This is a genomic window from Wolbachia endosymbiont (group A) of Andrena helvola, assembly GCF_964028415.1.
Classification (GTDB): domain Bacteria; phylum Pseudomonadota; class Alphaproteobacteria; order Rickettsiales; family Anaplasmataceae; genus Wolbachia; species Wolbachia pipientis.
In genome coordinates, this window is the sequence record NZ_OZ034779.1 from 931,178 (window position 1) to 953,897 (window position 22,720).

At 35.0% G+C, this 22,720-nt stretch carries 24 protein-coding genes and 3 pseudogenes; 3 read left to right on the forward strand and 24 right to left on the reverse strand.

What is annotated here, in order from left to right; translation table 11 throughout:
* Positions 1-14 precede the first annotated feature (14 nt).
* The 8 genes and pseudogenes from ABWU73_RS04865 to ABWU73_RS04900 all read right to left on the reverse strand — a co-directional run bounded on the left by ABWU73_RS04865 (position 15) and on the right by ABWU73_RS04900 (position 8,643).
* Complete coding sequence (locus tag ABWU73_RS04865; protein WP_209473057.1) at positions 15-1,559, reverse strand: hydantoinase/oxoprolinase N-terminal domain-containing protein; 1,545 nt, start codon at positions 1,557-1,559, stop codon at positions 15-17.
* 1 nt (position 1,560) lies between these two features.
* Positions 1,561-2,610, reverse strand: a complete 1,050-nt coding sequence (locus ABWU73_RS04870) for a DUF917 domain-containing protein (RefSeq protein WP_209473059.1) — start codon at positions 2,608-2,610, stop codon at positions 1,561-1,563.
* Positions 2,579-3,757 carry a cytosine permease gene (locus ABWU73_RS04875; protein WP_264951909.1) on the reverse strand — a complete coding sequence of 393 codons (1,179 nt, stop codon included), beginning with the start codon at positions 3,755-3,757 and terminating at the stop codon, positions 2,579-2,581. The genes ABWU73_RS04870 and ABWU73_RS04875 overlap by 32 nt, the downstream gene beginning before the upstream one ends.
* Before the next feature lie 94 nt (positions 3,758-3,851).
* Positions 3,852-5,948 carry a hypothetical protein gene (locus tag ABWU73_RS04880; RefSeq protein ID WP_264329745.1) on the reverse strand — a complete coding sequence of 699 codons (2,097 nt, stop codon included), beginning with the start codon at positions 5,946-5,948 and terminating at the stop codon, positions 3,852-3,854.
* 494 nt (positions 5,949-6,442) lie between these two features.
* Entirely contained in the window at positions 6,443-7,099 is a 657-nt protein-coding gene (locus tag ABWU73_RS04885; protein ID WP_264329542.1) for a hypothetical protein, read from the reverse strand.
* Between the two features lie 174 nt (positions 7,100-7,273).
* Positions 7,274-7,546: pseudogene (locus ABWU73_RS04890) on the reverse strand (TrbC/VirB2 family protein); the annotation flags it as partial.
* A gap of 2 nt (positions 7,547-7,548) precedes the next feature.
* Positions 7,549-7,854: pseudogene (locus ABWU73_RS04895) on the reverse strand (DDE-type integrase/transposase/recombinase); the annotation flags it as partial.
* Positions 7,855-7,861: 7 nt separating this feature from the next.
* Positions 7,862-8,643, reverse strand: a pseudogene (locus ABWU73_RS04900) (IS5 family transposase).
* On the opposite strand from ABWU73_RS04900, the gene ABWU73_RS04905 reads away from it, so the two are divergent.
* Together ABWU73_RS04905 and ABWU73_RS04910 are read left to right on the forward strand one after the other, a co-directional pair.
* Positions 8,635-8,907: a hypothetical protein gene (locus ABWU73_RS04905; RefSeq protein ID WP_065095500.1), complete on the forward strand. Its 273-nt coding sequence runs from the start codon at positions 8,635-8,637 to the stop codon at positions 8,905-8,907. The pseudogene ABWU73_RS04900 and the gene ABWU73_RS04905 overlap by 9 nt on opposite strands.
* A 531-nt stretch (positions 8,908-9,438) precedes the next feature.
* Positions 9,439-10,752 carry a hypothetical protein gene (locus ABWU73_RS04910; RefSeq protein WP_341810154.1) on the forward strand — a complete coding sequence of 438 codons (1,314 nt, stop codon included), beginning with the start codon at positions 9,439-9,441 and terminating at the stop codon, positions 10,750-10,752.
* Between the two features lie 293 nt (positions 10,753-11,045).
* Here the strand turns inward: ABWU73_RS04910 and ABWU73_RS04915 are convergent, their stop codons facing one another.
* The 16 genes from ABWU73_RS04915 to ABWU73_RS04990 all read right to left on the reverse strand — a co-directional run bounded on the left by ABWU73_RS04915 (position 11,046) and on the right by ABWU73_RS04990 (position 21,573).
* Positions 11,046-11,174 carry a hypothetical protein gene (locus tag ABWU73_RS04915; RefSeq protein ID WP_264328353.1) on the reverse strand — a complete coding sequence of 43 codons (129 nt, stop codon included), beginning with the start codon at positions 11,172-11,174 and terminating at the stop codon, positions 11,046-11,048.
* Between the two features lie 101 nt (positions 11,175-11,275).
* Positions 11,276-12,805: a recombinase family protein gene (locus tag ABWU73_RS04920; protein ID WP_341813942.1), complete on the reverse strand. Its 1,530-nt coding sequence runs from the start codon at positions 12,803-12,805 to the stop codon at positions 11,276-11,278.
* A 10-nt stretch (positions 12,806-12,815) separates the two neighbouring features.
* The gene (locus ABWU73_RS04925; protein ID WP_341810155.1) at positions 12,816-13,247 is read right to left on the reverse strand and encodes a DUF2924 domain-containing protein; all 432 of its coding nucleotides are present in this window, start codon (positions 13,245-13,247) and stop codon (positions 12,816-12,818) included.
* A 4-nt stretch (positions 13,248-13,251) separates the two neighbouring features.
* Entirely contained in the window at positions 13,252-13,740 is a 489-nt protein-coding gene (locus tag ABWU73_RS04930) for an ankyrin repeat domain-containing protein (RefSeq protein WP_341810156.1), read from the reverse strand.
* 33 nt (positions 13,741-13,773) lie between these two features.
* A complete protein-coding gene (locus ABWU73_RS04935; protein ID WP_264329719.1) occupies positions 13,774-14,499 on the reverse strand; it encodes an ankyrin repeat domain-containing protein in 726 nt (241 codons plus the stop codon).
* A 184-nt stretch (positions 14,500-14,683) separates the two neighbouring features.
* Positions 14,684-15,844 (reverse strand): phage tail protein, encoded by a 1,161-nt coding sequence (locus ABWU73_RS04940; protein ID WP_264329720.1) that lies wholly within the window; start codon positions 15,842-15,844, stop codon positions 14,684-14,686.
* Entirely contained in the window at positions 15,844-16,638 is a 795-nt protein-coding gene (locus ABWU73_RS04945) for a baseplate J/gp47 family protein (RefSeq protein ID WP_065095511.1), read from the reverse strand. Before ABWU73_RS04945 ends, ABWU73_RS04940 begins: the two co-directional genes overlap by 1 nt.
* A 2-nt stretch (positions 16,639-16,640) precedes the next feature.
* Positions 16,641-16,976 (reverse strand): GPW/gp25 family protein, encoded by a 336-nt coding sequence (locus tag ABWU73_RS04950; RefSeq protein WP_065095512.1) that lies wholly within the window; start codon positions 16,974-16,976, stop codon positions 16,641-16,643.
* Between the two features lie 21 nt (positions 16,977-16,997).
* On the reverse strand, positions 16,998-17,252 hold the full coding sequence (locus tag ABWU73_RS04955; RefSeq protein WP_065095513.1) for a PAAR domain-containing protein: 255 nt from the start codon (positions 17,250-17,252) through the stop codon (positions 16,998-17,000).
* Between the two features lie 5 nt (positions 17,253-17,257).
* Positions 17,258-17,722: a phage baseplate assembly protein V gene (locus ABWU73_RS04960; RefSeq protein WP_264328538.1), complete on the reverse strand. Its 465-nt coding sequence runs from the start codon at positions 17,720-17,722 to the stop codon at positions 17,258-17,260.
* Positions 17,709-18,182 carry a hypothetical protein gene (locus tag ABWU73_RS04965; protein ID WP_264328537.1) on the reverse strand — a complete coding sequence of 158 codons (474 nt, stop codon included), beginning with the start codon at positions 18,180-18,182 and terminating at the stop codon, positions 17,709-17,711. The genes ABWU73_RS04960 and ABWU73_RS04965 overlap by 14 nt, the downstream gene beginning before the upstream one ends.
* Entirely contained in the window at positions 18,179-18,679 is a 501-nt protein-coding gene (locus ABWU73_RS04970) for a phage tail protein (RefSeq protein ID WP_341810157.1), read from the reverse strand. Before ABWU73_RS04970 ends, ABWU73_RS04965 begins: the two co-directional genes overlap by 4 nt.
* A gap of 1 nt (position 18,680) precedes the next feature.
* The gene (locus tag ABWU73_RS04975) at positions 18,681-18,986 is read right to left on the reverse strand and encodes a hypothetical protein (protein WP_052265018.1); all 306 of its coding nucleotides are present in this window, start codon (positions 18,984-18,986) and stop codon (positions 18,681-18,683) included.
* 83 nt (positions 18,987-19,069) lie between these two features.
* On the reverse strand, positions 19,070-20,074 hold the full coding sequence (locus ABWU73_RS04980) for a major capsid protein (RefSeq protein ID WP_264328557.1): 1,005 nt from the start codon (positions 20,072-20,074) through the stop codon (positions 19,070-19,072).
* A 43-nt stretch (positions 20,075-20,117) separates the two neighbouring features.
* Positions 20,118-20,492 (reverse strand): head decoration protein, encoded by a 375-nt coding sequence (locus ABWU73_RS04985; protein ID WP_264328533.1) that lies wholly within the window; start codon positions 20,490-20,492, stop codon positions 20,118-20,120.
* A gap of 67 nt (positions 20,493-20,559) precedes the next feature.
* A complete protein-coding gene (locus tag ABWU73_RS04990; protein WP_341810308.1) occupies positions 20,560-21,573 on the reverse strand; it encodes a S49 family peptidase in 1,014 nt (337 codons plus the stop codon).
* A 34-nt stretch (positions 21,574-21,607) separates the two neighbouring features.
* Here ABWU73_RS04990 and ABWU73_RS04995 point away from each other — a divergent pair, with 34 nt between their 5' ends.
* Entirely contained in the window at positions 21,608-22,696 is a 1,089-nt protein-coding gene (locus tag ABWU73_RS04995; protein ID WP_264329420.1) for an IS481 family transposase, read from the forward strand.
* Positions 22,697-22,720: the final 24 nt, after the last annotated feature.

Here is a 22,720-nt window from a genome sequence, read left to right on the forward strand (position 1 = left end):
TAAGGACACAAGGTTTACGATATCCAAGGGCTAGCAGCAGTAATACGCACACGTGCAAGATTATTGGGTATATAATGATAGGGAATAATTTCTTCATATACAATGCGAATTGAACTAGGATTCACTTTATATAGCAGTGATATTTCACCCTTAGCTTCGTTTCTTATATTTTTCAACACATTTTCTCTATCAGTTAAAGAAACTACAGTATCCTTTGTTACCGAAACCTCTGCAAAAGCAGCTCCATAAGCATTTGCAACTTCAGCATATTCAGGAATGAACGCATATTTTGGTAAAAACGGTGATGCAAGCAACATAGCGCCACCACCTACAATGATAAAAGGAAGGTCAGCATGCGGTCCAGAAATTTTCTGATAAAGTTTTTCAAGCTTCAATACTATTTCGCTCATAATACGCTTTGCACACATAGCTTCCTGTTTAGTAAACTTAACAGAAGAAAAATTAACATGCCCTAAAGCTTGTGCCATATCAGTGAGAGTTATCTTGCTGCCTCCCCATAGTTTTGCATGTTGCTTTATTAGATATCCTGCACTTTCAGGTCCTATATTAACTTTATCATCTTTTGCTTCTATATAACTGCCACCTCCTAATGCAATAGACAAAATATCAGGCATAGCACAATTGAGTGTAATACCACCAATAGAAGAATTATAAAGCGAACGCCGCGGAAAATTGTTTAGCACTATACCTACGTCTGTTGATGTTCCTCCAATATCTGCAACTACACATTCATTTTTACAAGCAAGACGTGCTGCCCCCACAAAAGAATTAGTAGGGCCTGATGAAATAGTCAATATAGGGTACTGCAGTGCTTCTTCTAAAGTAATAATAGTACCGTTATTCTGAGTAATAAACAAAGGACATGTTAACCCGAAAATGCTTAATATATTTTGCAAATCTTTAAACCCTGCATTCATCGCTTTTATAAGAGCAGTATTAAGTATAGCTGAATTCTCTCTTTCGATATAACCAACTCCACCAATCTTATGTGATAACGTAAATGGAAAAGCTTTCCCTAAAATTTCTTTGATCTCATTTCCTACTATGTTCTCTTGTTCACAATATAGAGGAGAAAACACTCCCACTACTGCAAATCCTTCTGCTCCTTTATTGTGCAACTCGTATATGGCAGAGCGTACTTCAGAAATAGAAAGCTTAGTTATACAACTACCATCACAATCATACCCTCCATTAATAACTTTTTCTCCAATATACAATGTACTACGTGTCTGTGCGTTCCACGAGTATGCAGGTGGAAGTGAAGGTTTATGACCTGCAATGCGAATCACACCTACCTTGTATAGTTCAGATCCTTGCAAAACCGCATTAGTTGCGTGCGTGGTTCCTATAGATACAGCTAAAATTCTCTGTTTATCAAAAGGATGAAGCTCATACAATGTGGATAATACACGTAAAACCCCTTCAGAAATATTTTTCGTAGCAATCACTTTACAAGAAGTAACTATTGTACCATTATCCTTTACAAGTACAGCGTCAATATTTGTGCCACCAACGTCGATTCCTATTCTATAATCCATATCACCTCCTTTTTTCAGAAAGACCAAACACTTCAGGACCTACTATTGCCAGTCCTTCTGGTGTTGTCCATAACGTGGGAGAAGGAAATTTTAGCACTGATACACGTATTCCATATGTTAAAGCTTCAGAAGCTATTGGATATCCAGTATCTTTATCAAGAACAGCAATGATATCTGGTGTTGCAGCAACACAATCGGAACCATCATACACTGCAAGATATTCATTTTGATAAATGATGGTCAACATATTATTACAACCTTCTATAGATACATTTCCTGAAAGAAACCCTCCCTTAATTGACTGATCTATATCTCTTATAATTCCCTCTCCCAACAGCAATGCATGCTTATCGCATAACGCTTTTATAGGACATATTTTTCGTTCTCGTGCTTCCAGTATAATATTACCTAGAAAACATGCATAGGAGATACTGTTTCTACAAATAACTTGCTTTGCTTGTTGACCTGTTATAGGGTAACAGCTAACACCTATGCTTGAACCACATGCCACTGTCACCGCGCGCGCAACCCTTTCGAGGTGGTCACTGCTTTCAATATGCATAATTATAGTGTTACCTAAGCTATCTGCAAAAAATGCAGGACAACAAGAAATGCCATATAAATTAGGTGATACCATATTCAATGATGGAAATGCTCTGCCCATTAAGTCTCCGTCTATAACAGGAATCCCGACTTTACCTGCTGCAAGGAATGGTGTAAAAGCGTTACTTCCTCCTATTTCCGCTGGTATAAGTGCCGTAGGTTCTTTCTTATAATATAACGTAAATACATCGATTAATGAGTGACACTCTTTACTGGGTAATTTTTCTGCAGCTACAAGAGGTGCACCCATAAAACCAATGGGCATAATTAGAGCATCATCTTCCAACTCATCTATATCTGTAATAGCTACCTCGCCATGGAGTTCGATTTTATATTGTGTACTAAGCTTATTATAATAGGTATTACCTCCACCTCCTGAGCCTAATAATCCAGCCCCTAAAGAAAGAGCTTCTATATTATTGAGAGTTAGTTGGTTTATTTTTTTCACAATAGTTCTTATAAATAAACAGAAAAGTGCGTGTGCATAGAACAGCAAAAGATGATACAATTGCTGCATCGGTGTAAATAAAACCAGTTGTTATATCATGCACCTTAAGTAACGAAAGCAAACCATATATAATACCAAATATTGCACAAATGAGATTGGTTTTTTGTGCTGAAGACGTATATTGTATAGGTTGTAATTTATCCAGCACAAAACAGGTTACAATAACAGATCCTTGGCTTCCTATGACAATGGTAATTACATTAAGTAACTCCTCAAATTTTAGTATTATATTAGTACATGAAAGTACTGTACCAACAATCCCTATAATTGTTATGCAGAACGGTAATGAAACTTTGGGTAACAAAAAATTAACGTTTACACCAGCAGAATACAAGTTTAAGTTATTAGTAGTCCAGCATAAAAGAATTATAGACGGAATACACAATAACTTCCACAAATCATTTCCGCTGCTCAATAATACCTCTATAAAACTTGAATCTGGCACACAAAGAGCAAAATAGACTCCTGTGCCTATAACGAAAAAATAACATATGAAAAAGGTAAGTATAACGCTTACATATGCATCGAGATTTGTTCGTGCAAAACGATAGTATGTTGGGATATCGAAAATAGCACCTAAAGATGCTGCAATTATAAGCGGTACGCCTTTTAATGTCATATTAGATGTAAGTATAATATCAGGTAAGGTGTGCTTGTAAAAAAGTTGCAATATTGCGATTATCGTAACTATGATAAGAAAAGGCGTTGCAATATTTGCAAAGCTCTTTAATGCAGTGATACCTCTGCTTACAAGAAGTGTAATAGCGAAACCAATGATACAATTAGTAGCAACGAATACATATGGTAAGTCTTTCATTTTTAATAGAGGAAATTCTATAATAGTGTTCACCATAATGTTTTGTTGAATAGAAAACCAGAACACTAAACACATTATAATACCTAATCCATATAGCCATGTACCGTGAACACCAAAATAGTGTAATACTTGTTCTATGGTATTGCATGGTCTTCTTACTGACAATACAGCAAAACACAACCCCAACATTGTCAGTATAAGATTTGCTATAATTATAGAAATTAAGCTAGAAGTAACACCATATTTGGTAGTAAGCATATACCCCAACATGAAAGCAGGTACACAAAAGACTGCACCTGCTTGAATCGCGGTAAGATCTATGTATGTTTGACTAGTATACTTCAACTTATCACCTACAAAACAATCAAAGGAGATTCATTCTTAAGTTAGTTAGTCCTCTTTGAGCTTTTGAAGTCTCAGTTTCGTCAACTTTAGTACTAGGACCTGCTCCAGTATCAGCATGCAACTGGCGAAGGACTTCCTTGGCTTTTTCAGTGGCCTTATCAACCTTTATATCCTCCTCCATGTTAACTTTGGCATCAGGAGCTAAGCTCTTTTGATACTCACGTTCCCTTGAATAGTTTGATAAACATATATGATGTATAGCAAAAAGAGCATTTTCACTTCTCCGCGTTACTTTGGCTAAATTTCCAACCTTAACATGATGTGAATAGCGTGTATCTTTTATACCAAATCTCCTCGCAAAATTAACATGCATATTATTATAACCAAGGAAATCTTTATCTATTGAATGAAAGTCATCTACTAATGGATCTTGTAATTCTACTGAGCCATCTGGGCACTTCTCATATAAGCTTTCTACGTACTTTCTAAGTTTTTCCTCATCTTTAGATGGTTTATCTTCTTCAGGAAGTTTAGTGCATAGTGGTAATTGAATATGACCTGCAGGATGGAGCATAAGAATATTTCTGATATCACAATCTTCTGTTAGAAATTTCTTTGACGGTACTTGTGTACCATCGGCATACTCCTTATATTCTTTAGAACATTCTCCATTAATCAAGCTAAAACAAAAAAAAGCAAGAGTTGGTTGTACTTTTTCATTTTCATCAACATCTTCCTCCTTTTTATAATAAAACGTTTTTTTATTTTCTGCTTGGAACTTGTAAAAAAGCACATCTTTACTATCTATACTAAGCTGATCATTTACTCTATTAATTCTCACTAACGAAATAATGATTGGCAGCCCTTTTTGTTCCATACAGCTGATTACTGCATAGACACTAATGTAACAAGGTAATACCTTGAGGGTAATATTATGTTTTGAATACAGTAGAACACCTTTACATGTGCCCAATATTTTCTGAACTCTTTCATTTGCAATATTTTTTATATATTCTATAGAATGTAAGTTAATTTCGCTTTTCATTTTGGCAATGAGTTCTTCCTCCTTATCTTTACCAAGAGAAACACCACCAAAATTATCTATCGATTCTTCCAAAACTGCAATACCAAGTTTATCTTTTTTTCTATATTTTAACAAACTGAGCAGAATTACAGGTAAAAATAGATCTTTTTCTTTCTTTGTTAAGTTTTTGACTTCATCACGAGAAAGCTTACCTTCTTTGCAGAACTTAGGCAACATAGAAAGAATAAATAAGGGACGAATTTGACATAGGCTATCTGATACAAGAGGATCTAGTAACTCAAAGATATCTTCACCTTTGTCACATTTGTCACATATGAGTTCTTCGCAACGAGCCAAGATTTCATTAAGATCTTTTTTTTCTGCTTTGGGTTTCTCTGATGTATTGGATGAAACGCCGTAAATTTTTTCTCTAGAAACTGGCATATCATCCTCTATGTCCTTTTCGATGTTACTAAGAAGTGGTACAAAATGGTTGCTGTAATTCACTATATAAACAACATTATCACCTGTGCCTACTTCATCTGTAGTAATATGTAATCCATCTACCGATTTCTCATGCAATTCTATAACTTTAATTTTCACATTATATTTCTCACATATTATTTTTCCTTCAATTTCGTTTCTTCCACATACAGCATCTTCTAACTCTAGTTTTCTCATTAATGAATTAAGGCTTAAATCTTTAACATCTTTTACAGTAAATTCAATACGTGAAACATATCTTATAATGTTATCATCTTCTTTTTTTAAAGCTTTATTCAACCATGAACTGCTCTTTGATTGTTTTGCATATTGTTTACAACTTTTCCGTAAAGACTTTACGTTAAACTCTTCACTACTTGTAATCAGACCATTACTTTTTAGTTCATTCAATCCTTGAGCAACAGAATCAAAAAAGCAATCTCCTGCACCTACAGCAGCCCCTATTTTATAGTTCCCAGGAAACTCCTTTTTTAGCTTACTTAAAAGTTCCTCGAGTTCTTTTCGCTTCTCACCTTTTGCCTTTTTTATCTGACAAAAAACGGAAATAGGCTCTCTACTAACACCTGACCCTTTACCCACTGCTAACATATTAACTCACTAAACCAAGCTACCTGCTTGATAGCAGAAAAAATAAGCAAAGTAAATTATTTTTTTATGATAAATAACAATATTTTTCAATAGATATATATTTCCATATTTTTTATTATTAAATTAATAATATGGTTCTACTTTTTGCCTAATTAACAAACAAGCGTGAGAAGAGTTTTTCTTGGAATCCGTTGGTCTACCAAGTGTACCGTTCGAACTTTTCTTTATAATAATTCTACTATACCACAAAACTAGCTATATTAGCCTATTTTTGCCGCATTTAGATATGAATTAATTTACTTAGTTTTGTTACAACAATTTCAAGCTTTTATTTTCACAACGCTGCTTTTATTTAAATCGCTCTCACGAAGGTAGGTACTTTTTTGTGGTTTTTGTAAAAAGTAAATAACTAAATTTGTCATGGCACTAATAGGCTGATGTTTTTATAAAATCTTTTCTATATTAGTTCAAGCCTTTCAAAAATTTTAAATCTCTCATATCTGCCAAGAAGGACCTGCAACTGGTTCATTAGTTACGTTGTTAAATGCAGGGCTTGGTGTTTGTGCTAAATCTGACATTTGTAATTGCATCATTATCTTCTCGGCTACTTTCTGTTCCTCTTTTAATATTTTTCTTTCCTCCTCAGCAGCAGCTCTTGCCTGTTTTATTTCTGCAATTACATGAGACCTCAATTCGTTGATAGCCACATCATCAAATTTTAAGTCATCTTTTGCAGATTCATTTTCTTTTTGTTCACGCTTAATAAAGTTTTTGTTTAATCTATTAAATTCATCATTTAACTTCGACAACTTATCAAATTCTTCCTTACCAATAGATTGCTTACTCTTTAACTCTTCTTTGAGGCTTCTGTATTCATTGCAAATACCCTTAATTTTTTCTTTATAGTCTGTATTTAAAACTAGAAAAGTATATTGTTGCTCTAAAGATTCTTCCGCAGCCTGATTACATCTGATCTTCCTAGATATATTGAATAAATCTTCTGCTTCATCATACAATAAACTAATAGCTTTTACTCTTGCCTGCACTTCCTCTCCAGCTTGTATCGCTTTTTCAAGGCGTATTTTGGCTTCTTTTACCTCTCTCTTAAAAAAAATACTCCATTTTTGTTTTGCGGCAGGTCTTTCATTCATCCTGAAATTAGTACATACAATTTCGCAGCAGGTCTTTTTTCATCACGCTTCCGATAATTTTTATTTTGTCCTACTTTACTCTGATTAGATTTAAGTAAATGATACAAGAAGTACCACTTACCTAAAACTTTTGAGACTTGCAGCATCTTTCGTTTGCAGGACTAGCAGAAGGCTCTACTTACATGATATTGCATCCGGTTTTATTGCACTTACAACTGTAGGAGCGCCGAAAAACACAGCAGTAAACGTACCCAATGCAAAAAGCGCAGGCCACGGCATTCTGCCGAATATTGCAAGCAAAGCCGCACCTATTATCACTATCGTGATCATCGGTCCACCTAGTTTGCGAGCGTACTCCATTATTTTACATATTACGTCTGCTGTTGTGTCCAGTCTAGCTCCAGTTCCATCTACAGCTACAGCTTCAAACGCAAAAGAGAGAACTAATACATACGCTCAACTTGTCCATTTGTCCAAGGATGGCTAACTTTTGTTAGACGATGCTCAATATTATTTTCTTCACAAACACTATCGAATATGTGTTGAAAAGCGTTCTTAAGGTGCTTCTGATTGGTAAACTGTATACCGTTATCTGTCAAAATAGTGTGGATTTTATATGGTAAAATTTTAATCAAATTACGTAAAAACTCAGTAGCTATGAGTTTTGTAGCACTTTTATGCAGCTCAACATAGGTGAATTTGGATGTTCTATCTATTGCAACAAACAAATATAACTTTCCTTCTTCTGTTCTTAGAACCTGTTTAAAATCTCCTCAATAGAAGAGAGATGAAGGAAAGAACAACCATTTGTAGGCTAGTGTTAAGTTTTCGCTCGCAATTTTTCCATAACCGTCTACATTTTTCTAACCAAGCAAAAGATCTCTCAACAACCCATCTTTTTGGTAATACAGCAAAAGAGTGTAATTCACTTCGCTTTATTACTTCAACAGTTGCACCAATAATGGCTTTTATTTGTCTTGCAAAATTTTCTCCTGTATAGCCTGCATCAACTAGTATATTTTGAACTTCAGAGAGGTTTTCTCTTGCATTCTCAACCATTCTCACAGCACTGCTACGATCGGTTGTTTCTGCCGTTGTCACATAAATTGCATGTGGTAACCCTTGAATATCAACTGCTATATGACGTTTTATGCCTGAAATCTTTTTGCCTGCATCATAGCCCTTTTTTTCAGCAGTATCTGTGTTTTTTACACTTTGAGCATCAATTATGCAGAAACTGGTTTTCTCTTTCCGACCACTGTTTTGTCGGACCTCTCCAACTAATTTTTTTTAAGACCAATTCCAGCAAACTTGGTTCTTCTCCATTTTTTTTATTCCACATTTGAAAATAGTAATATATGTTTTCCCACCTTGGAAACTCTTTTGGTAACATTCTCCACTGACAACCACTTTTTAGCACGTCCACAAAATACTTCGTATATATCAATTAATCTTGGTCTCGTTTTCTTTTTCCTACTTTCTAAAATTGGTTTGATTTTTTCAAATTGCTCTCGACTTATGTCGCTTGGATACCTTTGACTCATTTATATACCTCATTATTTACCTGTTCCTACTTTAGCTCATCTCTTTGGGATTTTAAACAGGTTCTTACAGAAGGCAGCGATGTAATATTAACTTTCTATACTAGTTTGGGAGAATTAAAAGTTAGATTATGCCCTCATGAAGAAAATAAAAATTCGATAAAAGTAGAAGTGAGTAAAGAAGGTGCACTTCTACTGAAGGAAATAGAAAGTTACAATAAAGGAATAGAAGATTGTGAAGAAATAGGACAAAATTGCTTATTGTGAGGTTTATCGTTTATTGAAGCTATAGACCGAGGAGTTTTTCCTAGATCTGGTGGATTAATGCGTCCTGAAGTAATAAGCGAATCCAATAAGCAGAAGGGTTCATGGGTAAAACGTAAGATGAAGATTCAAGAAGAGTTTCTGATTCTAGGAGAGGAATTGCTAGGTAAATTATGCAGCTAACCACTTTTGCATCTGGAGTGATTTTGCTTTAGTATATAATCAAGTGTCAGTTTCTGTAACACTGTTCTCATCCCAACTGTGAATTAGATTTTAGGTAAATTATTGAAAATCATTGCTTTTTTAATTAAGTTTGATCAAATTTAAAAGTAGCGTATGCATCATGCGGCTAATATCAACATTCGTTATTGGGAACACAAATGATAAATTTGTTTAACTTCTCAATTATAGGCAAAAACAGCTCTTTTTCATGTGTTTTATAACTAACGGAAATTGGTATTAGAAAAATTATACTTGCATTAGCTTTCATTTGTGCTAATTGTTGTAGATAATGTATTCATAGATTAAGGGAGTATGGTGTTAGAATGTATTTCAAAGAATGAGCAGGTTTATGCAAATGGTGGGTTAGCTAATGAAGAACAGCATACGGAACGTTTTGGTCGGCAAACCATTGAAGGCAATGCATCATTGTTAAGTCAAGAACAAAGTGATGATGACTGGAATGAGTCCGTTATTGAAGACAAAAATACTGTTGTTGAAAGTTCTTTTGTTCCAGAGAACTCAATTTTAATGAATTTAACAAATCTGTTGACTGAGAGCGAAAAAGTTTTGATTAATGAGTTTCGTGAAAAGATGGAAAATATAATGAAAAAGTTTCATGAAAATAGATACGAAAATTCTGCAGAGGTCACTCTAGAAAAGATAGAACATTTAATAGATGAGTATTTGAAAAGGAAAATAAGACTAAATTTATGCTGTGATCAATATGAATGCACTGTGTCAAATTTTGTATTCAGCAAAATAATTGATATTGCTAATAGTGTTATTCGTATAACTCCTACTACTAGATCACGGTATAAAGAAAACGGGGAAGAGGCAATAGATGAGTGGGAGGAGAGTGAAAAACCTTTATTCAGTATTGTCAGTAAGCTATTATTAGCAGGTGCGAAAATAAACTCTGATTTTTACGATCATAGAATGATAGATGAAATTATGTACGGAAATGATGAGCCTATTTTTGCAGAATGCGAAAAAATTAAGAAAGAACTAAAAAGTATAGCATATGAAGGTTTAGTAAACAAGAATGAACAAGCTCAAGATGATGATCTAACAGTAGAAGTGGATAACAATCTTGCTTTTTTTAGGTGGCCACAAAACAGTATTGTTGAAGTTGTGAAGGTTATAAATAGTAAGGTGAATGAAAATTTCAATATAGAAAGTGGCATTTTGCAGATTGGAGAAAGTATAGTAAGAGTTGAAAGTGTAGGAGGAAAAAGGAACTACACAGATGTCTTAGGAGGTAGCATCGAGATGTCTTTTTCTACTGAGGTAGGAAAGATTAGTATTTATCTAGGTCCTAGGGATGAAGGTAGTAATAGAATAAAGGTAGAGCTTGATGAAAAGAGCAAGGAGAAGTTTGACAAGTTAAAAGATCAATCAAGTCTAGGGGAAAGCTGTCTTTTAGGGGGAAAAAGTGTTTTACAAGCTGTAAAAGGTGGAGGTTTTGAAAGAAACTGCGGAATACTTATAGAGTTAGCTGAAACTATTAAACAATCAGATTTTGTAGTGAAAGAATCAGGTGTTCCTTCTACTCTTATGAGGTCAATTGATAGTTTAGACCAACTGCAAAAGATGGAAGCTTCGAAAGGAATATTAGTATGTTCATAAGGTAGCTAAAATTATTAAATAAAAGAATAGTAGGTAAATAAGTATTGAGTTAATAATTTAGAGATTGTTCTAGAAAAGTTTACCATTTACCTGAAGCTTTGAGCATAACATTTTGTCCTCGGTTTGAAGGAGATTGTGTAATAACATACAGGTCTATGTCTTCCACTTTCTCGAGCTTGGTTATACAGCGCAAAACCCATACACGTCATTCCCACATCTGCTGCCACTGCAAAATGAATGGAAATGTTCAAAACATAAAGTGCAACACAGCTTACCAATAACGCTGATACCAGTTACAATTGGTTGATTTGATGTTTTTCGTATATAGGATTTCCTTTACTATAAAAACATGGTTCTATTTCAGCAGAAAAGGGGTTGTTATGTGAGTTTGACTCTTGCTCAATAGTTTGCTCTGGTTTCATATATAAATTAAAAATCTTTACTATTCATACTAATATCCTCATATAATTTAATGTCAGTTTTTGTAACACTGGTTCACGTCAAGACTATTCATTTCCTTTTGTTAAACGGTGCAATTAAAACCATAAAATCTCTTCATTTGTTCACTCCACAGTACCGGCATTTCCCTCAAATCAGCTAGCTTTAAACTTCTTGGCTGTCTTCCATTTACTATGTCTTCTTTAATTTTTGGTGCTAAATAATTCAACCTCAAAATTTGCTGTATACGTCTTGTACCTATATTAATTTTAACGCTCAGCTCTTTCAGACTTGCATATTTTCCTTCCTCTAGCTGACGTTTCCACAGATGGGCTCTCACCACTGCTTTGAGTAACGCATTATTTGTTTTTCCTTCTGGTTCTACTACTGTGCATTTATTTCCTTTCTTCTTTATTGGTATAAATTTTTCCTCTGATTCAGAATGCACTTCTATTCCATCTTCTTTCACCAATACTGTTTTTATTAACTTTTTCACTACTTCCTTCTGTTTTCCAAAACTTAAATTTTCCCATTTTTCTTTTCTTGCTCCTTTTTCCCAATTTTCATATAAACCTTCTGTTCTCTTCATTATTTCCTTTTCTACTTCTCCGGCTACTATTGTTCGATTTACTGATTCACAATTCTTTCCTCTTAAATGGTTATTACATATATAATATCGGTACCTTTTATTTTCTTTTTTTGAGTATGTCAGCGTCATATTTACACTGCAGCTCTTGCACTTAATTATTCCCCTAAGCAATGCTTCCTCATATTTTACTTTTCTATATGGTTGATTCTTTATCAATTCCTGCGCTTTTTGCCATTTTTCTTTTTCTATTATTGCCTCATGCTTTCCCTCATACTCTTTCTCATAATGTCTTATCTTTCCCACATATATTGGATTTGTTATTATTCTTCTCACCGTCGCTTTCTTAAATATCTCTCCTCCTTGTACTTTTCCCGATTTTGCTTCAAACTTCTTTGTTCGGTATCCCTCTCTATTTAACTCTCTTGCCAATTCTGCCATTGATTTTAGCTCCATATAACTCTCAAATATATGTTTTACTATTTTCGCTTCTTTTTTATTTATTATTAATTCTTTATCTTTTACATCATATCCAAGAGGTAAAGTTCCACCCATCCATAAACCTTGCTCTTTTGATGTTGCTATTTTATTTTTTACTCTCTCAACTATCATCTCTCTTTCTAGTTGTGCTGCTCCTGACAATACCGTTTGTACAAACTTTCCCATTGGCGTATTATTGTCAAATATCTGTGTTACTGCTACAAAATTTACTCGATGCCTTCTAAAAAATGACGTTACTTCTATACTATCTTTTGTTTCTCTTGATAACCTATCTAGTGTATATACTACTACACAGTCTATCTCTCCTCCTTTAACATCTTCAAATAATTCCTTTATTGCTGGTCTTTCTAAATTTTTCCCTGAATATCCTCCATCATCGTACCTTTTGGCCAATATTACCCAGCCTTCTCTGCTCTTTATGTACTTTTCACATGCTACTCGCTGGGCATCAAGGCTATTAAACTTCTGCTCGAGACCATCTTCATTTGATTTTCTTGTATATATCGCACACCTTACCTCTTTTAGCATTTTATTCTCTTCAACTTTCATTTTTATCACGCATCCCAAATAATAAAGGTCCGTTGTAGCTCATTCCCATTATTTTTCCGGCTACTGCTGATAATGATGTGTAAAATTCTTCTCTGTAGATTAAACCCTTATCTGTTACCATTACCGCATGCGTTTCCTCACCTCTCTCTAGTATTAATTCTGTACCTTCTACTGGTAATTTATCGCTACTTATTCTTTTTCCCTTCTCTATCCGATCTGCCAGATACTCTAGTCTTTTTGTTCCCTTTCTTGACATTTCTCCATACGCTTTTTCCTGCATTCTATAAGCTAATCTTGGTATCAGATATTTCTTTGAGTATCTAGGCGCTTCTTCTCCATATACCTTCTTCCATATTTTTCTCAGCTCATCCAAAGGTTTTCTCTCTAAATTCATTACTTTCTTTTCTGTTTCTTCCTCCATATTTTCAGCCTCTCATAGAAGGTTCTATTTGTTCAAATAACTTTTCAATTCTGTCCGTTTCTTTCTTCAATACTTCAGTTACTTCTTTACTATTTTTTGCATAATCTATTGCTGTCATCCCACATTCATCCTCTTGTTCTATTTCTCCTCCAGCTTTTACCAGCTCCTCCACTATTTCTTTTTCACCTACCATGCACGCAAGGTGTAGAGGTATGCATTTATTTCCATATTCCTCAGCATTTACGTCTGCTCCTGATTTTATCAATTCCCTCACGATTTCTAGACGTTTCTCCGTTACCGCTAGGTGCAGTGCTGTGTATCCTTTCACATCTGCTGCATTCACATTCGCTCCTTTTTCGACTAATAACTCCACTGTTTTTACCTCTACTGCATAATGTAGAGCTGTTCTTCCATTCTCGTCTCTTTCATAAATATTTTTACATGAGTTCTCTAATAATTCTTTTGCTGACTTCTCTTTCTCTTTTTTACTCATAATTTACCTCACCTTTTCTTTAAATTTAAACCCCTAAGCCTTCCTTCTCACCACCTCATCTATCATTTCATTCACTTGGCTCATTATCTTGCTCGCTAAATTTTTACACTCTTCCCTTATTAGCCCCTTATCTCTCTTTCTTATTTCTTCTATCTCTATTATTTTTAACTCAGGTAAATAGCTCCTATCCAACATATCTGCTATTTCTCCCACTAGACCCTCTATTCCATAGCACGTCAGTTTTCTACTTTTTGTTATTCCACCTTGCTTTCCCAGAAATTTCCTCGCCTTTTCATTCTCTCCATTATCCCATAGGCCATACCTTTCACTCTCCCATATATAATACATTGGTGTTGCACCATATTTATCCAGTTGATTAACTGCAGCTCCCGCTTTTACTAGCTCTTTTATTATTGCAATTCCTGCCCCTAGCCTACATGCAGAGTGCAGTGGCGTACATCCGTTGATATATTTAGTGGCATTTATTTCTCCTCCTCCCCTGATCAGCACTTTTACATTTTCTAAACTTCTCGCAAATACTGCGCAGTGCAGTGATGTATAACCCTTTTTATCTCTTGCATTGATGTCCGCTCCTTTTGTTATTAATAACTTCACTGTTTTGCAATCGGAGATTTCTACTGCATGGTGCAATACTGTTTCCCCTTTTTCATCTTTTTCATTAATATTCTTAAACGAGTTCTCTAATAATTCATAAAATGACTTATTAAAAGCTTCTCTCTTTTCCTTGCTAAACCTCATTACATACCTCACTATAAAAACATACGCCAATTTCGCTCTCTTTAGTGCAAGATCAATTTTTTTTGTTTACTTGCTACTATTTAAGTTATGTGCGTTTTGGCATGAAAAAGCAAGTCTTTTTCTGTTTATTTCATACACTTTAACCTATTATTAATATAATATATGAGGATATAAATATAAGTACTTAACTTATTATAGATATTACTTGGCTATTTTTCCAACTTCTGTTCAAATGTCGATGTTCGTGCCATGTTAGTACACCTGGGTAAAACACTAAAATGTAATTTTCTAACTCCTGTATTGCATCCTTTTGCTTTGAATCCAATTCGTTTTCAAAATGAATGTAGTGTTCTGCTACGCTAAATCTTATTATTTTGGGGGTAGAGAAATTCTTTACTTGATAGTGGTGAACGGCAAAAAATCTTTCTAAAATTGGCTTGTATTTTAAATTCCACAGTTCTTCAGATAGTTTGCTACTTCCCAATACAAATTTATTTCCTCTTTCTTCTACTCTACTAACTGGAAAGCACGCATTTATGTCTCCTAAATCCCAACTATCCGATAATATAACTTGCGCTTTCGCAAACTTAATTGCCGGTAATAAGCTCTGTGGTAGCGGATATAGCGCTTTGAAGTTATACCACACATGATTTCTTTCATAAATACCGTTATAATTCTTTGTGTGAGGTTCGGTTTCTCCAAGGATTGCTACATCCAACCGATATATATCATTGCTTAAAGCTCGTTCATAATGATCGCGTAGATAGTTTTCTACAATCCTAATAACTGGACCATGAGACATGAAAAAATTTACTCTTCCAAATGATAACACTGGGCCATCTTTTTCTATTTTTACCCCCGAATAGTCAGAAAGAAGATCTCCAAATAAACTCTCATCCAATATAAATCTCTGCGCATTATAATAATCGTTAAAAATCCTCATTAGTCTCGATCTTGCAGGTAGTGATAGTTTTGCTAATTCTACTACTGCATCAACAAAGAAATCATTTGGTACGTCTCTTATCCCTACCTGCAACTCAAAAAAGTGTTTACCGGGTGGCTCTTCAATAATTGTAATATCTTCTATATTTGCCCATTTGAGCGCTATTTTGAGTGATGCTGGGGTTCCTCTTAAACGCTGAAATTTTACTCCTTCTACTATAGCTCTTCTTTTATTTTTTACCCAACGCAGTATCTCTTCTAAACCATATTCTTCTATTATCCACTGCAGTATTTCATCTTTAAGACTAAATTTAAATTCCTTGATGCAACTTGGATTAACTTTGTAGTCGATTGCTTCTACTAGCGCTTTTTCTTGTTTGTTTGCATTTGGTGGCAGTAACATTACTCAACCTTTAAATTTCTCAAACTTGCACACTCATTACCTAGCACCACAACATCCTCTTTTGGCTCGATTAATTCCACGTTTTCTACACCATCTACAAATAAATTCGCTATTATCCAAGATTTTGTAACGTTCCATCCCAACCTTTTACTTGCTTCAAACTTCTTAATAAACTGCTTCTTGATTTCTTCCTCTGATGTTATATAATTCGTGCTGATTCTGCTGTGGATATCTATTTCCATAATATTGCAGCCAATTACTGTTACTGTATCGGTTAAAACTCTTATATCATCTCTAGTAACCTGCTTTTTTACAATTTCAAGTAGCTCTTCTAACGCCATGCCAGTTGTGGATAATTGTGTTGATAAAATCGAGATCTGTACTTTCCCTGGTATAGGTGATTCTACTAGCGCATCCTTTACTCTTCTATCTGCCGAAAGTGCATGATAACGATAATATTCTTTGCTTCCTCCTGTTGACCACCCCTTTATTTTTGCTTTGATTCTTTTTCTAAATCGTTCGTCATCTTCTTCTTTCTGCCTCTCTACTCCATAAAACTCAGCCAAATTATCAAGATCTTCTCCTGTCGCAAATTTAAGTAAATTACTCTTTACTGCTTCATTTATTCTTTCTCTAAGCAAAAGTTCTCTCCATGCTGCTACCTCCAGAATCTTTATCGCTGGATCACTTTCAACTAATGCTGTAAAACTTTCATCTCTACGCACTAACTCTTCCTTCATTCTCGAAAAGATTTCCTCAAAGTTCAGTGGTTCGATAATATTTGGCTGCTGCATTTTTAAACAACTACTCCATTAATATTTATGAACTTACCTTCTGAAAGATAGACACCTTCTAAATTCAATGTTACTCTCCCTTCTTTTACTCCTTCAACTTTTACTTTTTCTAACTTAAATCTCTTTTCCCATTTTTCCAAAGCTTCTGCAGTTGCTGCATATATCTCAAGTGTTAAATCTCTATTTATTGGCTTATCCACCAATTCAAATAATCTTGAGCCATAATCTCTCCTCATTATTCTACTGTTAATAGGAGTAGTTAATATATCAATTATTGATTGTTTCAGATGTTCTATTCCCTCTAATTCTTTACCTGTTTTAGCGTCCATTCCTTTTATTTTTCGACTATTTTAATTTTTTTATTTTGAAAACACACTTTGATTTTTACTTACTATTTGAAAACTACAGGATGCCACATCACCTGTTCTCGCTACACCAATACCATTTACAAATACGTTGTTTGATCCTTGCGTTAGTGTTTCCCCAATACTCAAGATATCACCCTTACGACAAGCAGGTCTACCATTAACAAATACATCTTCACTCCCGCTCACACAGACATGAATCGGCATACCTGTACAATGATCTCCTATGCAAACAACTGCTTTACTCATATATATCAATTTAAATCTACTCTTCTTGCTTTTAATTTAATACTATCTTTTGTCATTTCTATACTCGATTCCCCAGCCTTCAGTGTTATTTTGTCCACTACTTCAATCTCTAAATGATGCTTCCCTTTATCATATGTAAACTTTGTCCCATCCTGAAATTTTACACTATTTATTTCCTTTTTATTCTCTGGTGCAGCATACTTCTGTTGATATATTCCAGCTAGTACTACTCCTAATGATAACTCTCCCAATGGTGACAATATTACTACCTGTTCATTTATGCTTGGTGGTAGCCAGCTTCTTTCCTCTCCTGCTCTAGAAGTTATCCATGGAAGAAAATCTGTTAAAAGTTCACCTATTTTTACTCTTACTTTTGCTTTTTCATAATCTATTTCTTTTACAACTCCTATACGAATGATATTCGCTACTTTTCTATTTAGCTCTGAAATTGCAAAACTATGGTCTAACATGCACTTCACCTATATCAATAACATGTGGCATTATGCCAGTTGACCATACTGATTTACCCGCATGCACTTCATGAGTCCACTCTACTAACCACACTAAATATGCATCAAGCTCTGGCCTAAAATCATCTCCTCCTCCTGATATAAATTCTCCTGGCGAAACATTTTCCACATTCCAAGTATTTTTATTTACTACTTTTGCAACTTCGCTAGCTAAAGATCTGACAATAATAGCGGCATTTTCTATTGTGCTATCAATCACAATTCGTGCCTCAAATCTTGCTTTCAGCGCTAATTCTTCTGTTCCTGGATCATGTCCTTTTTCAAAGCCACTAAGTTCCACAAATACTGCCGGTGCTACTAATTCTTTCCTTATTGCTGGATATACTTCGCATGTTTGTATCGCAGAAATTTCTTTCTTCAGCGTGGTACAAATTTTATCATGTAAATCTTTCAAATTCATCCTTTATAGCTCAATTGACGTTCAAAAAATTTTGTAAAGACTTTCTCAACCTCATAATTAACAAGATTCCCTATTATCCTTGAAGCCTCAGGTTTCAGTGGCAACTTAACTTCCTTTATTGGCAATGCTGCCCTTCCTTCACGTTTAAACATACCGCTATTTCCTTTTGGCATAACTGCTGCAAATCCTCCTATAAACTCATGCTTTCCTACTTTCGATCCTCTTCTTGTTTTTTGTATCTTGCCAATTGTCGATGCTCTAATGTCATAGAGATTTGCTCTAATTAACACTTCTAATCTGCTAGTTTTCGCCTTAAAAATTCTTAATCTCTTTCTTATCAAACTTAATTTTATCTTCTTTTCCTCACTAATTTCTTTTGCTGTCTTCAATTTTAGCCATAGTGCTGTTCTGTTTAACGCTCTCACTATTGCTAATTCTATTTTTTTTCTTTTAGCATTTACACTTTCTATTACCTCAACTTCTATATGAACAGACATTTTACACCCCATACGCTTCGATTCGCCAGACCATTCCAGATTTATCTCTAAGTGGTGGTGTGTGTATTTTGTATTTGCAATCACCTATAACAAAAATATCTCCTACAATTGGCCTCAGTATATCAAAAATGCTTACCTCAAGAAAAAGCATCTCTCCCACAAATTGTCCTTCACCAATCTCGTATAATTTATCTGGCTGTTGCTTTAATACCTGTACCATATATGACTTATCCTTTGATTTATATAAAGCCACTTCTCCTAAATGGGCAAAACAATCTTTAAATAATCTCTTAATATTCTCTTGCACGTTTCTCCGCTATATACTAACATTTATATGCTAAGAAGAGGTAAAGCATTCTTCTGCCTCACACCGCTTTATATTTGCTCTACCTATGTTGCAACGATCTTGACTAGTATCGCTGGACGGTGGCACATTGGCAGAGGGTTTGACTGCGTATGCAAATCAGTCCCTCTATCAAATCTTCTTGGCTCTTGTTTTGCATAGAGTGGCTGTCCTAGTGTATTTACTGTTTCATTAAAATCTGCTGGTGCAAAATATGTTGTAAATGTGCTCGCTGTTCCTACTGGAAAACAGTGTCCTGTATCCCTTTCTATAAACCTTCTTACGGTTCCTTCAGGATCAGTTGCTTGCCCTCTATATTCCTCAAACGTGATTCCACAAAACGTAAATCCTGATCTCATATCATTCCTTAGCGCTGCTCCTTCTTGCCATCTTTCATATGCTTCTTTCACTTTACTATGCGAAGTTAATGCATCAAAAAACTCAGGGCTTACCAAGGCATGAATTCCGGTCATATATTCACCACTTAGATTATCTTCTATATGCCGGAGTACTTCCAGACACTTACGCTTGACATCTGTTGTTGCTGTTCCAAGGGCAAAATTTACTACTTTTGGTGTTATTTCAAATTCGTTGTACAGATTTAATAATTCTGACCCATCAGCATCTAAAATTATTCCCTTCAGCGCTCCCATTCGCAAATGCTCTAATGTTATTGCATGTTTGTTTCTCATTAGCTGTAAATGGTCAGTTATTACGTCTGCTAGCGCTTTAAGTTCACTTTCTGATCCAAATGCCCTTATTCCCTGTACTTCCTCTGGTAACACTACATCATCATGCGGAATATGTGGAATCGTAAATGTTCTTACCTTTCTTTTTCCTCTTTTTCCTACTGTTGCTGGCGCCCCTGGTACTTGCGTTGGTAATAAACTTAATACTCCGTTGTGTTCTTCTATGGTAATATGTCTAAATCTTACTGACCTACTTGGAAACAAATTTAGATTTTCAACTCGTCCATAATTTATCGGCAATATATTCATCGCATTTGTTAGTGCCGTCATACTAAATGCTGGATTTGTAAATGGATTTTGCATTTTTTCTTTTCCCCCTTTGTGTTTTTTATTGTTTAATATAGCTTTAGGCCGCTTTACGGATAATGATTCCTCGTCCTTCAAGTTGCTTTATTGCTTCAGCTTTCTGTTCTTCAGTGATATTTGCTGGCCATACAACTGCATGATCCGCAAGAAGGGCAATACGAGTAATTATTATTGCTTTAGTATCTCCATCTTTGTTATTTACATCGCTTGTTATCACACCTATCGCTATTTGTGTGCCATCTGTTCCAGCTGGATTAAGTACCCTAATAAAACCATCGTCCGTCTTTTTGGCAACTACTGCACCAAGTTTGATATTTTGACCTTTAGCTACCGTTATTTGGTCTCTTGAATATAGACTTGATGCCTCATACTTTAATAAGTCACCTAGATTATTTTGTTCGATTATACAACTCATAAATTTCTCTCCTTAACTACTTACCGCCGCTTTTATCAATGCTATATACGGCGGTTATAAAAATACTTTAACTCCTACGACTTCTTGCTACCTGTATCATTAAATCTTCTCCTGAATTCTGTGGTATTGCACTCAGTATTTCTGTCTTCTTCGTTCGCTCTGCTAGCAGTTCCATTAAAACTTCCCTGGCTTGCTCAACACTTACGCTTTGCTCAATAAATTCTCCTATCTTTTCTGGCATCTTTGATACATTACATAATCTTATTATCTCTAAAATTTCTCTACGACAGTTCTCGTAGCTTTCCTCAATAGTTGTCATACTAACACTCCTACTTTTATGATTGTTGATAAATTCAAAAAATGTTGTAACTCCATCTGCAAGACCTATTTCTATTGCTTTCTCCCCAAAATATAGCCCTGCCTCTGTTGATCGAATCTTTTCAATTGAAAGACCTCTGTTCCTTGCTATCAGCTGCACAAACATTTCATATAGTCGGTCTACTTCTTTTTGTAAGCTTCCCAGACTTTCAGACGTCATTGGCTCATGTGGGTTTAAATCATTCTTTCGACTACCAGCAAAGATTGTGGTGTACTTAATACCTTGCTTTTCATCAAACCTACTTTGATCGATATGACTTGCTATTACTCCAATACTGCCAACACCAGAAGTTCTGCTCACAAATACCTTCTCAGCGCTAGAAGCTATAGCATATGCAGCAGAATATGCATCATCATTTGCTATTGCAATAATTCTCTTTTTTGTTCTTGATTCATAAATAAAATCAGCTAGGTCAAAGACACCGTTTACTTCCCCTCCTGGACTATCTATGTCAAGTAGAATCGTCTCTATGCTTTTATCTCCTAAAGCACTCTCTATCTCTTCATGAATATTTTCATACGAAGTCATATCTAAAATATGATCAAAAGCTTCTGTTTTTTTTGTCAAAACTCCATAAATACGTATTATTGCTATTCCTTTTGGGTTTATATGAAAATGCTTTAAGTTCTTAAAGATAGGTTGTTTGCTGTTATATAATGTGTAATAGTTCAGACTTGATCTGACAGGCGAACAAAGTAAGATAAAAATATGAATAAATTTTAAAGGAGTGTCAGATATGAGTACAACACAAGAAAAAATACTAAAACCAAAGTTGGGATTGCTAGAACTTGCAAAGCAATTAGGAAATGTATCACAGGCGTGTAAGGTAATGGGATATTCAAGGGATACATTTTACCGCTTCAAAGAACTGTATGAAAAAGGAGGAGAAGAGGCTTTACACGAGATAAGCAAAAGCAAGCCATTATATGCAAATAGGGTATCGGAGGATATAGAAAAAGCAGTAATTGAAATAGCAATAGAATTTCCAGCGTATGGACAAGAAAGAGCAGCAAACGAACTGAAAAAGAGAGGAATTCTCATCTCTGCAAGTGGAATAAGATCAGTGTGGCAAAGAAACGATCTTGAGAATTTCAAAAAGAGGTTAAAGGCATTAGAAGCAAAAGTAGCTCAAGATGGCATTATCTTAACAGAAGAGCAGATAACAGCTCTAGAGAAGGCTAAGGAAGAAAAAGAGGCCCATGGAGAAATTGAAACAGAACATCCAGGATACTTGGGTAGCCAAGATAGCTATTATGTGGGTAATATCAAAGGTATTGGACGAATTTACCAACAAACCTTTGTTGATACCTACTCTAGAGTTGCTTTTGCTAAGCTTTATACAGAAAGGACTGCTATTACAGCTGCAGACCTTCTCAATGATAGGGTGATACCGTTTTTTGATGAACAGAAAGTATCATTGCTACGCATTTTGACGGATCGTGGTACAGAGTACTGTGGCAGACCTGAAAATCACGCTTACCAGCTGTATTTGGGGGTAGAAAATATTGATCATTCTCGAACCAAAGCTCGTTCTCCACAAACTAATGGCATCTGTGAAAGGTTCCACAGAACTATGCAAGATGAATGCTACAATATTATCTTCAGAAAGAAAATTTACACCTCTTTGGCAGAGCTTCAGCTAGATGTAGACCATTGGGTGCATTCTTACAATAGATCTCGACCGCATTCAGGTAAATATTGCTATGGTAAGACACCTATGCAAACCTTTTTTGATAGTATGCATATTGCTTATCAGAAAAATATTGATAGCATTAAACAGGATGCTGATTTTGGTTTTGACTTTGTCAATTCTTCTGTCAGTTAATTCACGCCTGTCAGATCAAGTCTG